General features: G+C 71.0%; 11 protein-coding genes. 9 read left to right on the top strand and 2 right to left on the bottom strand.

Annotated elements, in window-relative coordinates; all coding sequences use genetic code 11:
• The first annotated feature begins 10 nt into the window (after window positions 1–10).
• From OG766_RS20170 to ilvD, 3 genes are all read left to right on the top strand, one after another.
• The gene (locus OG766_RS20170; RefSeq protein ID WP_266381228.1) at window positions 11–925 is read left to right on the top strand and encodes a sugar phosphate isomerase/epimerase family protein; all 915 of its coding nucleotides are present in this window, start codon (window positions 11–13) and stop codon (window positions 923–925) included.
• A complete protein-coding gene (locus OG766_RS20175) occupies window positions 922–1,533 on the top strand; it encodes a TetR/AcrR family transcriptional regulator (RefSeq protein WP_266381229.1) in 612 nt (203 codons plus the stop codon). Before OG766_RS20170 ends, OG766_RS20175 begins: the two co-directional genes overlap by 4 nt.
• 216 nt (window positions 1,534–1,749) lie before the next feature.
• Entirely contained in the window at window positions 1,750–3,600 is a 1,851-nt protein-coding gene (ilvD, locus tag OG766_RS20180) for a dihydroxy-acid dehydratase (RefSeq protein WP_266381230.1), read from the top strand.
• 30 nt (window positions 3,601–3,630) lie between these two features.
• Here the strand turns inward: ilvD and OG766_RS20185 are convergent, their stop codons facing one another.
• Window positions 3,631–5,862, bottom strand: coding sequence for a serine/threonine-protein kinase (locus OG766_RS20185; RefSeq protein WP_328725917.1), 2,232 nt, complete (start codon window positions 5,860–5,862; stop codon window positions 3,631–3,633).
• 125 nt (window positions 5,863–5,987) lie between these two features.
• On the opposite strand from OG766_RS20185, the gene OG766_RS20190 reads away from it, so the two are divergent.
• From OG766_RS20190 to proC, 6 genes are all read left to right on the top strand, one after another.
• Complete coding sequence (locus OG766_RS20190; protein WP_266381232.1) at window positions 5,988–6,359, top strand: peptidase; 372 nt, start codon at window positions 5,988–5,990, stop codon at window positions 6,357–6,359.
• A gap of 55 nt (window positions 6,360–6,414) precedes the next feature.
• Entirely contained in the window at window positions 6,415–7,020 is a 606-nt protein-coding gene (locus OG766_RS20195) for a hypothetical protein (RefSeq protein ID WP_385478092.1), read from the top strand.
• 25 nt (window positions 7,021–7,045) lie between these two features.
• Window positions 7,046–7,894, top strand: a complete 849-nt coding sequence (locus tag OG766_RS20200; protein WP_328725918.1) for a class I SAM-dependent methyltransferase — start codon at window positions 7,046–7,048, stop codon at window positions 7,892–7,894.
• Between the two features lie 447 nt (window positions 7,895–8,341).
• On the top strand, window positions 8,342–9,124 hold the full coding sequence (locus OG766_RS20205; protein WP_328725919.1) for an ABC transporter ATP-binding protein: 783 nt from the start codon (window positions 8,342–8,344) through the stop codon (window positions 9,122–9,124).
• Window positions 9,121–9,858, top strand: a complete 738-nt coding sequence (locus OG766_RS20210) for an ABC transporter permease (protein WP_266381234.1) — start codon at window positions 9,121–9,123, stop codon at window positions 9,856–9,858. Before OG766_RS20205 ends, OG766_RS20210 begins: the two co-directional genes overlap by 4 nt.
• Window positions 9,859–9,972: 114 nt before the next feature.
• On the top strand, window positions 9,973–10,782 hold the full coding sequence (gene proC / locus OG766_RS20215; protein WP_266381235.1) for a pyrroline-5-carboxylate reductase: 810 nt from the start codon (window positions 9,973–9,975) through the stop codon (window positions 10,780–10,782).
• A 243-nt stretch (window positions 10,783–11,025) separates the two neighbouring features.
• Here proC and trpS read toward each other — a convergent pair whose 3' ends face one another.
• A complete protein-coding gene (gene trpS / locus OG766_RS20220; protein ID WP_328725920.1) occupies window positions 11,026–12,024 on the bottom strand; it encodes a tryptophan--tRNA ligase in 999 nt (332 codons plus the stop codon).
• Window positions 12,025–12,654: the final 630 nt, after the last annotated feature.

Below are 12,654 nucleotides of genomic sequence, written 5' to 3' on the forward strand. Positions count from 1 at the left end.
TCTGTCCCTCGTGGCAGAACCAGTGGTGCGCATCCCGGATGCGAAGGTCGCCCTGTCGACGGCCTCCGTCTATCCGGAGTCGACGGCGACGGCCTTCGAGATCGCCGCGCGCCTCGGTTACGACGGCATCGAGGTCATGGTCTGGACCGACCCCGTCAGCCAGGACATCGAGGCACTGCGCCGGCTCTCCGACTACCACCAGGTGCCCATCCTGGCCGTCCACGCGCCCTGTCTGCTGATCACCCAGCGTGTCTGGTCCACCGACCCCTGGGTGAAGCTGCAGCGTGCGCAGGCGGCCGCCGAGAAGCTCGGTGCGTCGACCGTCGTCGTCCACCCGCCGTTCCGCTGGCAGCGGCAGTACGCCCGCGACTTCGTCTCCGGCATCTGGCGGATGGCGAACGAGACGGACGTGCGTTTCGCGGTCGAGAACATGTACCCGTGGCGCTACCGCGACCGCGAGATGCTCGCGTACGCCCCCGACTGGGACGTCACCAAAGAGGACTACCGGCACTTCACGATCGATCTCTCGCACACGGCCACGTCCCGTACGGACACCCTGGCCATGGTCGACCGGATGGGCGACAGGCTCGGGCACGTGCACCTCGCGGACGGCAAGGGTTCGGCGAAGGACGAGCACCTGGTGCCGGGACGCGGTGACCAGCCGTGCGCGGAGCTGCTGGAGCACCTCGCGGGCACCGGGTTCGACGGCCATGTCGTCATCGAGGTCAACACCCGGCGGGCGATGTCCGCCGCGGAACGTGAGGCCGATCTCGCGGAGGCGCTGGCCTACACCCGGCTGCACCTGGCGTCGGCGAGCGCGCCGGCGCAGGGTGGCGGCGGTGCCGACGGTCTCGACAGTGCCGGAGGTGGACGTGCCGGACGTGCCAAGGGCGCCAGGGGTGCGGCGGGCGCGGGCGGATCATGACCGGCGCGGCGCCCAGGCGGCGCGGCCGCCCCGCCCGTAAGGAGGCGGACACCGGCCCCGGCGCCCGTGAGCGCATCCTCGAAGCGGCCCGTACGGAGTTCGCCGAGCGCGGCTACGACAAGACGTCCGTCCGGGGCATCGCCAAGGCGGCAGGCGTCGATCCCGCCCTCGTGCACCACTACTTCGGCACGAAGGACGAGGTCTTCGCCGCCGCGATCGAGGTGTCCTTCGAGCCGGCGAACGTCATCCCGGCCGTCCTGGGTGAGGGCACGGAAGGCATCGGGGAGCGGCTGGCCAGGTTCTTCATCGGGGTCTGGGAAAGTCCCGCGACACGTGCCCCGCTGCTCGCGATCATCCGTTCCGCGATGACGCACGAGGCGGCGGCGAAGGTGCTGCGCGGGTTCGTGCTGCGACGGCTGCTGGAGCGGGTGGCGGCGGAGCTGGACGTACCGGACCCGAAGTTCCGGGCCGAGATGGCCGCCTCGCACATGATCGGCATCGTGATCCTGCGGTACGTGATCCAGGTGGAGCCGCTGGCCTCGGCGGATCCTGAGGACATCATCGAGCTGGTCGCGCCGACGCTGCAGCGGTACCTCACGGAGGAGTGAGGCCGACGGCGCGGCGGGTCTGAGACCGATCCGCGGGAGGCGTGAGGCCCGTGCGCCGAGGGCGCGGCCGGGGCACGGTCGGCAGGGGAGGGAGAGCAGGTCCCGGAGCTGACCGAAAGGCGGACCTCCGTCCCGCATTCCGGACAGGAAGTCCAGATCTTGGAGCAGCGGCGTAGGCTCGACAACAGCCATATCTGCCTGAAGGAGCGAGCGACGATGCCCGAGCTGAGGTCCCGCACAGTCACCCACGGCCGCAACATGGCGGGCGCCCGTGCCCTTATGCGAGCCTCGGGCGTAGCGGGCGCGGACATCGGCAAGCCGATCATCGCGGTCGCCAACTCCTTCACCGAGTTCGTGCCCGGGCACACCCATCTCGCCCCGGTCGGCCGGATCGTCTCCGACGCGATCCTGGCGGCGGGCGCGGTGCCCCGTGAGTTCAACACGATCGCCGTCGACGACGGCATCGCGATGGGCCACAGCGGCATGCTGTACTCGCTGCCCTCCCGGGAACTGATCGCGGACTCCGTCGAGTACATGGTCGAGGCGCACTGCGCGGACGCGCTGATCTGCATCTCCAACTGCGACAAGATCACCCCCGGCATGCTGATGGCCGCCATGCGCCTCAACATCCCGGCGATCTTCGTCTCCGGCGGTCCGATGGAGGCCGGCCAGGCCACCCTCGTCGACGGCACCGTCCGCAAGCTCGACCTGATCAACGCCATCGTGGACGCGGTCAACGAGAACGTGTCGGACGAGGACGTGCTCCGTATCGAGGAGAACGCCTGCCCGACCTGCGGCTCCTGTTCCGGCATGTTCACCGCCAACTCCATGAACTGCCTCGCCGAGGCCATCGGCCTCGCGCTCCCCGGCAACGGCTCGGTCCTCGCCACCCACACCGCCCGCAAGGCCCTGTACGAGAACGCGGGCCGCACGATCGTCGAGATCACCAAGCGGTACTACGAGCAGGGCGACGAATCCGTCCTGCCCCGCAACATCGCCACCCGCGAGGCCTTCGAGAACGCCATGGCGCTCGACATCGCCATGGGCGGCTCGACCAACACCATCCTCCATCTGCTCGCCGCCGCCCAGGAGGCCGAGCTCGGCTACGACCTGACCGACATCGACGCCGTCTCGCGCCGTGTGCCGTGCCTGGCCAAGGTCGCGCCGAACGTCGCCCCCGGCGGCACGTACTACATGGAGGACGTCCACCGGGCCGGCGGCATCCCCGCGATCCTCGGCGAGCTGTACCGCGGCGGGCTGCTGAACGAGGACATCCACACCGTCCATTCGGCGTCGCTCGCCGAATGGCTCAAGACCTGGGACGTCCGCGGCGGATCGCCGTCCGCCGAGGCCGTCGAGCTGTGGCACGCGGCCCCCGGCTGCGTCCGCTCCGCCACCGCGTTCTCCCAGTCCGAGCGCTGGGAGTCGCTGGACGTCGACGCCGAGGGCGGCTGCATCCGCTCCGTCGAGCACGCCTACTCCGAGGACGGCGGCCTGGCCGTCCTCAAGGGCAACATCGCCGAGGACGGCTGTGTCGTGAAGACCGCCGGCGTCGACGAGTCGATCTGGACCTTCGAGGGTCCCGCCGTCGTCTGCGAGTCGCAGGACGAGGCCGTCGACAAGATCCTCTCCAAGGTGGTCAAGGAGGGCGACGTCGTCGTCATCCGCTACGAAGGCCCGCGTGGTGGCCCCGGTATGCAGGAGATGCTGTACCCGACGTCCTTCCTGAAGGGCCGCGGCCTGGGCAAGGCCTGCGCCCTCGTCACCGACGGGCGCTTCTCCGGCGGTACGTCGGGCCTGTCCATCGGCCACGCCTCTCCGGAGGCCGCGTCGGGTGGCACGATCGCCCTCGTCGAGGACGGCGACCGCATCCGTATCGACATCCCGAACCGCTCGATCGAGCTGCTCGTCGACGACGCCACGCTCGCCGCGCGCCGTGAGGCACTCGGCGGGGTCTACGCGCCGAAGAACCGCGAGCGGAAGGTGTCGGCGGCGCTGCGCGCGTACGCGGCCATGGCGACGAGCGCGGACAAGGGCGCCGTGCGGGACGTGTCACAGCTGGGCTGACGGCGGTCGCCGCCTCCCGGCACGCTCACCTCACCAGCGCGCCGGGGCGGTGGCCTCCACGCCGAAGACGGAACCGTCCGGCGCGGTCGCGAAGACCGTGCCGGAAGCGGCGACCGGAGCGGGCAGCATCGGCGCGAAGGTGTAACGGCCGTCGTCCATACGGGGCTTCGTCTGGCCCAGCAGCGCCCCTCGTTCGGCGTCCACCGCCAGCAGCCTGCCGTCCGCCGCCGTCACATAGAGCCGTGCGCCGGAGACGACCGGCCGGGACACCCGGGTCACCGACGTCTCCAGCCGCCAGAGCTGGGCGGTGCGGGCGTCCGTGCCCGGTCGGGTGTCGACCGCGAGCAACGCACCTCCCGACCCGGCCAGATAGACGGTGTCCCCGCGGACCGCCGCCTGCGCCTGGTCGACAGGAGTCTGCAGCGGCACCCGGCGCACCGAACGGTCCGTCAGGTCCAGGCGCACCACGGCGGACGTGTAGGCCTCGGCGTCGGCCGACAGCAGGAACAGGGCATCGCCCGAGACCTCCACGGGAGTGAGCCGGCCGTTCAGCCGCTTCTCCCACCGCACGGTCCCCGTGACCGGATCGACGGCCGTGACCCGGCCGGTGCGGCCGTCGGCCGAGCCCGTGACGGCGAGTGCCGGGCCGTCGGCGCCGGGCGCGGACACCCACTGCGTGCCGGGTCCGCCGCGCCGTCCGGTCCAGCGTTCCTGCCCGGTCGCGCCGTCCAGGCCCCGTACCTTTCCGTCGTTCGCGACGAGCAGCACGGTGTCGCCCGCGTACGCCACCGAGGCGTACGAGGAGATGCCGGTGCTCCAGCGCACGCTCCCGTCGGCAGGATCGAGCGCTTCGAGCCGGCGGCCGCCCGCGCCGTCGGGCGCGTTCACATGGACGAGCCCGCCGGACAGGGTCGGGGGCATGTCCACGTCGCTGTCGGCGGATTCTCCGGTGGCCTTGACCGACCAGGTGATGGCGCCGTCGGCAGGGTTCAGCCGGGCCGCCTTGAGCCCGGGAGCCGTACAGAACAGTCCCGCGTCCGTCGCGGCGTCCGCCGGGGCATTCGCCGGGGCGTGCGTGCAGACGGGGGTCCTGTTCTCGCCGTCGCCTTCCCGGAGCGGGACGGACCACGGGCGGAACGTCTCTGCGGTCCTGCTGTCCGGTGCGCTCGTGGGGGCCGTGTCCTCCAGCGCCGCGCGGAGGCCGAGGATCCCGCCCGTGACCAGCGCGGCGATCGCGATGGAGGCGGCAGCCCGGCGGATCCGCCGCTTCTTCGCCGTGGACGCCGTGGACGCCTCGGACGTCCTGGATGTCTCGGATCTCCTGGACGGATGAGGGGAGGGCGTCGGGACGGCCGGTGGCGTGGGAGGTGTGGCCGCGCCCGTGGGCCGCCGCTGCGCCGGTATGAACGGGGCCGTGTCCTGGGAGCCGGCTCCTTGGGTCAACGGCCTTAGCGCGGCCATCAGCTCGTCGGGCGTCGGGCGTTCGGCGGGCGACTTCGCCAGACACCGCAGCAGCAGCGGGGCCAGTTCCTCGGGCACGCCCGCCAGGTCCGGCTCGTTGTGCACCACCTGGTAGGCCACGATGTACGGGCTGTCCGAGTCGAACGGTCCCCTGCCGGTGGCCGCGTGCACCAGCACCGCGCCCATCGCGAACACATCGGCCTCGGGGCCGACCTCGCGTGGACGTTGGAACTGCTCCGGCGCCATGAAGGGCGGCGTGCCGATCAACTTGCCCGTCTCCGTGCGGAGATCGCTGTCCGTGGGGCGTGAGATACCGAAGTCGATGACCTTCGGGCCGTCGTGCGCGAGGAGCACGTTGCTCGGCTTCAGATCGCGGTGCACGACACCGGCGCGGTGGATGTCACGCAGGCCCTCGGCGAGCCCAGCGCCCACCCGGGCCAGCTCCGCGGCGTCCAGCGGGCCGTTCCGCTTCACCCGCTCCGACAGCGTCGGGCCGTCGATGAACAGCGTGGCCATCCAAGGCCGTTCCGCCTCGGGATCCGCGTCCACGACCGGTGCGGTGAAGGCGCCGCTGACCCTCCTGGCCGCGGCCACCTCCTGCCGGAACCGCGCTCTGAACTCGGGATCCGCCGCATACGCGGCATGCACGACCTTGACCGCGAGACGCAACCCCGAGGCGGAGGTGGCGAGATGGACGACACCCATTCCGCCCGAGCCCAGGCACTCCTCCAGCCGGTAGCGCCCGGCGAATTCCGGATGCTCCGCTTCCGGGACCTGCCCGGCACTGCTCACCGGCGGCACGGCCCACCCCCGTTGTGTTTCGTCCGCAAGAGCGACTCACGGAGCCTAGTCGATGATGCGTACAGGGCCGCCGGGGGTTGCTAGCCTGCGCGGCGCAGAGTGCTCATCATCACGGGGGAGGGCCCATGGCCTTGGAAGAAGCCGAAGCGACCACGGCGACCACAGTGACCGAAGAGGTCGAAGCCGCCCAAGAGGCGGGAGCGAGCGAAGAGATCGAGGGAACCGCGGCGGCTGCCGAGTCGCTGGGAGTCAGGCGCTACCCGGTGGCGCCCGGCGTGCGGCTCAACGTCCGCGGCGGCCCCGGCACCTCGTACCGGCTCATCCGGGTCCTGACGTACGGGGTCAGCGTGCCGATCAACTGCCAGAAGCCCGGTGAGAGGGTCACCGGTCCCTACGGCACGTCGAACCTCTGGGACAACATCGCCAACGGCGAGTACGTCGCGGACGCGTACGTGAACACGGGCAGCGACGGATACGTCGCCGTGCGCTGCTCCTGACGGCAGGCCCCTGTCCCGCCCCGGGCCGCGGGGCGGGACAGGGATAATCGGCTCCGTGAGCGAGAACCACGAAGCCTCCCCGAACAGCGGCCGCGCCTCCGGTGCCGCGGCCGAAAGCGGCCCCGGCCCTGGCAGCGGGACCGCCGGCGGCACCGGAGGCGAGCCTGGCGCGGTCCGCACCGGCCCGCAGCCCGAGGAGATCCGGTTCTTCGGCACCACCTGGGTCGACCATGACGGCGGGTACGGCCTGCGCCGCGCCGGCGTCGCCGTGGGCTCGCTCGCCGCGGCGGCCGCCGGGTGCCTCGTTCTCCGGTTCGCGTACCAGGGCCTGGAGACCGCCGAGACCGGCGGCTTCGTCAACGCGCTCGTGGTGGTCATGTTCGCGGTGTGCAGCGCCATTGCCTTCCGCAAGACATGGGAGGGCTTCGCGCGGCGCCCCGCCGACCCGGCCCGGGACGAGTCCCTGCGCAGCCTGCGGATGATCGGCTTCATCGGTGCGCTGCTCGCGTACTTCTTCCGCTCGCTGACCGAGGCGCCGGGGGAGAAGCTGCGGCGCGGCGAGTACGAGACGGCCCTCGCGCAGTACGAGAAGCGTCGCAGCACGCGCGCCGGCAACCCCGCCGCACGGAAGAAGCCGAAGCGGAACACGAAGCGCAAGTAGCCATGCCCGCGTCATGATGAGGGGCATGACGCCTGCGCCCGCCCAGCAGCCTGCACCCGACTTCGAGTCCTTGCCTGATGCCGAGCGAGCACCGGACGCCCGTCCTGCGCCCGACGCCCGCAGCCGAGCTCTCTCGTTCGACTCCGTCGCCGCCCAGTACGAAGCCGCCCGTCCCAGCTACCCTCCCGTGCTCTTCGACGCGGTCGAGGAACTGACCGGCCGCCCGCTCAAGGGCTCACGCGTCCTCGACGTCGGCGCCGGTACGGGCATCGCCACCCGCCTGCTGCACGAGCGCGGCGCCCGTGTCGTCGCCGTGGAGCCCGGCCCCGCCATGGCCGGAGTCCTGCGCCGCGCGCTCCCCGGCGTACCGCTGGTGCGGGCCGTGGGCGACGCGCTGCCGTTCGCCACGGGCAGTGCCGACCTCGTCACCTACGCCCAGGCCTGGCACTGGACCGACCCCGCGCGCTCGGTCCCGGAGGCCCTCCGTGTCCTCGCCCGCCCGCACGGTGCCCTCGCGCTCTGGTGGAACGTCCCGGACCCGGACGTCACCTGGACCAGGGAACAGGAGGCCCGGCTCGCCCGCCGTCTCCCCGGGTACCACGCGCACGGCGTCACCTACCGGGCCGCCGCCATCATCCGTGGTCTCGACCCCGACCTCGCGCCGGTCTACCGCCGGCTGCACTGGACGCGACGCGTTCCCCTCGACCTCCATCTCGCCCATCTCGGCAGCCGCTCCTACTTCGCCGCGATCGGGCCCGAGGCCGCCGCCCCCGTCCTGGCCGACGAGCGTGCCCACCTCCTTGAGCGGTTCCCGGACGGGGTGGTGGAGGAGTCGTTCGGGGTGGACCTCACCGTCACCCTCGCCCCTTCCTGAATGCCTCGTCCCATGCGGCCCGTGGCCGGAACCTCGTCCGTACGGTCCTGACGGCGCGGGGCGCACGGACCGAGGAGAGCCATCCCCTCGCATACCCCTCGCGCACCCCGATGCCGTCGACACGGACGAAGCCGTCCGGGCGGCCTCGATGGTCCGAACACCGACCTCGCCGCGGCGACCGGTCTCTCACGCGAACCCTGCGGCCATTCCCGCGGGCGCCCACGCGACCTCGTCATGACGGCCGCCTGACCCAGCCCGACCACGCCGACGCCCCCCCACCCCCGTGTTCTCAAGGAACAGGCCGTCCGCTCCACCGACCGCCCGCTCCACCGGCCGTTCGCTTCAGGTGGTTTCCGCGCAATCGTCCCGCGGGGCGGGGTGGATGGGCACAGATCGCTCGCGGTCCGCATCTTGACGCCCATCCGACCCCGGTGGTTTATTCATCGCATGATGAATAAACCACCGGGGTCGGCTCCGGCAGCGGCCGTCCACGCCCGCGCCCTCAGCGTCGTCCGCGGCACCCGACCCGTCCTGCGCGACCTCGAGTTCGACGTCCCACCCGGCCAGATCACCGGCCTCCTCGGCCCCTCCGGCTGCGGTAAGTCCACCCTGATGCGGGCCGTCGTCGGCACCCAGGCCAAGGCCACCGGCACCCTCGACGTCCTCGGCCGCCCCGCGGGCGACGCCTCCCTCCGCTCCCGTATCGGCTACGTCACCCAAGCCCCTTCCGTCTACGACGATCTGACCGTCCGCCAGAACCTCGACTACTTCGCCGCGATCCTCGACCCCGGCCGCGCCGCCACCGAGCGCCGCCGCCGGCACGTCACCCAGGCCATCGCCGACGTCGACCTGGCCGACCACGCCGACGCCCTCGCCGGACGACTCTCCGGCGGCCAGCGCAGCCGGGTCTCCCTCGCCGTCGCCCTGCTCGGCACACCCGAACTGCTCGTCCTCGACGAACCCACCGTCGGCCTCGACCCGGTCCTCCGCCGCGACCTGTGGGACCTCTTCCACCGCATCGCCGCCGACCGGGGCACCACGATCCTCGTCTCCTCCCACGTCATGGACGAGGCCGAGCGATGCCATCGGCTGCTGCTCCTGCGCGACGGCGAACTCCTCGCCGACGACACCCCCGAAGCCCTCCGCCGCCGCAACGACACCGCAACCGTCGAAGAGGCCTTCCTCCACCTCGTCGACACGGCCAACGCCCTCCAGGAGACCGCCCGATGAACTCGGCCCGCACCCTCGCCACCGCCGCCCGCGTACTGCGCCAGCTGCGGCACGACCCGCGCTCGATCGCCCTGATGCTCCTCGTGCCGTGCGTGATGCTCCTGCTCCTGCGCTACGTCTTCGACGGCAGCCCAGGGACCTTCGATGCCATCGGCGCCTCGCTGCTCGGCATCTTCCCGCTGATCACGATGTTCCTGATCACCTCCATCGCCACCCTGCGCGAGCGCACCTCCGGCACCCTCGAACGGCTGCTCGCCATGCCCCTCGGCAAAGCCGACCTGATCGCCGGGTACGCCGTCGCCTTCGGTCTCCTCGCCGTCATCCAGTCCGCCCTCGCCACCGGACTCGCGCTCTGGTTCCTCGGCCTGGACGTCATCGGCTCGGCCTGGCTGCTGCTCCTCGTCGCCCTCCTGGACGCCCTGCTCGGCACCGCACTCGGCCTGTTCGTCTCCGCCTTCGCCGCCTCCGAGTTCCAGGCGGTCCAGTTCATGCCGGCCGTGATCTTCCCTCAGCTCCTCCTCTGCGGCCTCTTCACCGCCCGGGACAACATGCAGCCCGTCCTCGAAGGCATCTCGAAGGTCCTGCCCATGTCGTACGCCGTCGACGGCATGAACGAAGTCCTCCACCACACCGACGTCACCGCCGACTTCATCCGCGACGTCCTCATCGTCGGCGCCTGCGCCCTCCTCGTCCTCTCGCTCGGCGCGGCCACACTCCGCCGTCGCACCGCGTGACCGCCCATCGGACACCTCCGACGGTTCCACCTCACCGGTGCGAGGATGTTGCCGTACATGGATCACTCATCCACGTACCGCAATGAGCACATCCCCACCGGCGAGGTGACCCGCATGACCCAGACAGTCGCAGTCCTCGGCACCGGCAAGATCGGCGAGGCCCTGCTCAGCGGGATGATCAGGGCCGGCTGGCCCGCCTCCACCCTGCTGGTCACCGCCCGACGCGCGGAACGCGCCGAGGAGCTCCGCACCCGCTACGGCGTCGAAGCCGTCACCAACGCCGACGCCGCCAAGCGCGCCGACATCCTCATCCTGGCCGTCAAGCCCCAGGACATGAACAAACTCCTCGACGAACTCGCCCCCCACATCTCCGCCGACCGTCTCGTCATCAGCGCCGCGGCCGGAATCACCACCGCCACCATCCAGGACCGTCTCGCTCCCAACACCCCCGTCGTCCGTGTCATGCCGAACACGCCCGTCCTCGTCGACGAAGGCATGTCCGTCATCTCCGCGGGCAGCCACGCCACCGCCGAACACCTGGCCCACACCGAGGAGATCTTCGGCGGCGTCGGCAAGACCCTCCGCGTCCCCGAGTCCCAGCAGGACGCCGCCACCGCGCTCTCCGGCTCCGGCCCGGCCTACTTCTACTTCCTCGTCGAGGCCATGACCGACGCCGGCATCCTCCTCGGCCTGCCCCGGTCCCAGGCCCACGACCTGATCGTCCAGGCCGCGATCGGCGCCGCCGTGATGCTCCGCGACTCCGGCGAGCACCCGGTCAAGCTCCGCGAAGCCGTCACCTCCCCGGCCGGCACCACCATCAGTGCCATTCGCGAGCTCGAGAACCACGGCGTCCGCGCCGCCCTCATCGCCGCCCTGGAAGCGGCCCGCGACCGAAGCCGCGAGCTCGCCTCCGGCAACGGCTGAGGCTCACCCGCCCGCGGCGGCGACCAGCTCCCGCGTCATCGCCACCGTGACGAACCACCGCCGTGCGGCGACACGACGGTGGCCCGCGCCGACGCGTCGCAGCAGCTCAGAAACTCCTCGAACCCACAGATCACCCCATCCCTGTAATCGCGCGCCCTACGGACTTCGGCAGCGAGGCGACCACGCGCCGGCACAGCGTCGGCCACCTCGCCACAGCCCGCGCGACCACCGGGCAGCCTTCCGTCAGCCGGCCGGAAGCAGCCCGATCGCCCGATAGGCACGATCCACCAGAGGACGGGCCAAGCCCCGGGCCCTCGCGGCCCCCGCCCTCAGCACCTCATCCACATACGCCGGATCGGCCGCCAGCTCCGCGTGCCGCTCCCGCAACGGCCTCAGCAGCTCCACCACCGCTTCGGCCGTGTCCTTCTTGAGCGCGCCGTACGACTCATATACACCGGCCAAGGCCTCGGGGTTCCCGTTCTCACAGGCGGAAAGAATCTCCAGCAGGTTCGCCACCCCCGGCCGGGTCTCCCGGTCGTGGACGACGTCCTGCCCGCTGTCCGTCACGGCCCGCATGATCTTGCGCCGGATCGTGTCCGCGTCGTCCAGCAGATAGACGACCCCGGCCCCGCCCTCAGCCGACTTCCCCATCTTCGACGTCGGGTCCTGCAGATCCATCACCCGAGCCGCCACCCGCGGATGCGTCGCCTTCGGCACGGTGAAGACATGCCCGTACCGCTGGTTGAAGCGCACGGCCAGGTCCCGGGTGAGCTCCACGTGCTGGGCCTGGTCGTCACCGACCGGGACCTCGTCCGTCGCGTACGCCAGGATGTCCGCGGCCATCAGCACGGGATACGTCAGGAGCGACAGCCGCACGCTCTCCCCGGCGGCCCGCGCCCGCGCACCCTTCTCCTTGTACTGGATCATGCGCCGCATCTCGCCGTCCGTGGCGGTGCACTCCAACAGGTACGAGAGCCGGGCGTGCTCGTCCACATGGCTCTGTACGAATACGGTGCACCGCTCGGGATCCAGCCCGGCAGCCAGCAACAGCGTCGCCGCCTGCCGACTGAGTCTCCGCACCCGTGCCGGATCGTGCTCGACGGTCAGGGCATGCAGATCCACGACGCTGAACAGCGCATCCGACCGGTGCTGATCCACCTCGGCCCACTGCCGCACGGCACCGAGGTAGTTCCCCAGCGTCAGATGCCCGGTCGGCTTGATCCCACTGAAGGTCCGCTTCATCCGTCCGTCTCCCTCTCCTGTCGGAGCCGCCGCGACCAGCGACCGGCCTCCCGGAGGGGAAAACACGAACGGCCGCCGAGAGCGGCGGCCGTTGGGTGCATGCGTGAGTGCCGGCCGCCGTCAGGCGGCCCACCACTGAAGGAAGCATGCACACGTAGTCATGAGTAGAGGCTACGCCCTCGACCTCGGGTTGACACGCGAATCGCAGATCCGTAGTGTTCTCCGGGTTGTTCGACGTGAGCACCGACTCCGGTCGGCCCCGGACAGCCAATCCGCAAGATCCACAACAAGCGAGCGACGTGCTGTCGCCTCGCTTTCCGTGTGCTTTTGCGAAATGAGGAATCCGCGTTCGAACGGACGCGACCCGATTAGCGTCGGAGACCAGGATTCCGCTAAAGTCTCACTCGTCGGAACGGCCGAAGGGCCGGGAGGACAACCCCCTCTGACTGGGAATCAGGCCCGAAAGGATCTGATAGAGTCGGAACCGCCGGAAAGGGAAAACGCGAAAGCGGAAGAACGGCCCGGCAGCCCGCTCCAGCGGGTGGCAGAAACGGAAATCGGATCTGTTAAGCTGGAAACACGAAGGGAAGCGCCCGGAGGAAAGCCCCAGAGAATGTTCTGCGGGTGAGT

Source organism: Streptomyces sp. NBC_00259, assembly GCF_036181745.1.
Classification (GTDB): Bacteria; Actinomycetota; Actinomycetes; order Streptomycetales; family Streptomycetaceae; genus Streptomyces; species Streptomyces pratisoli.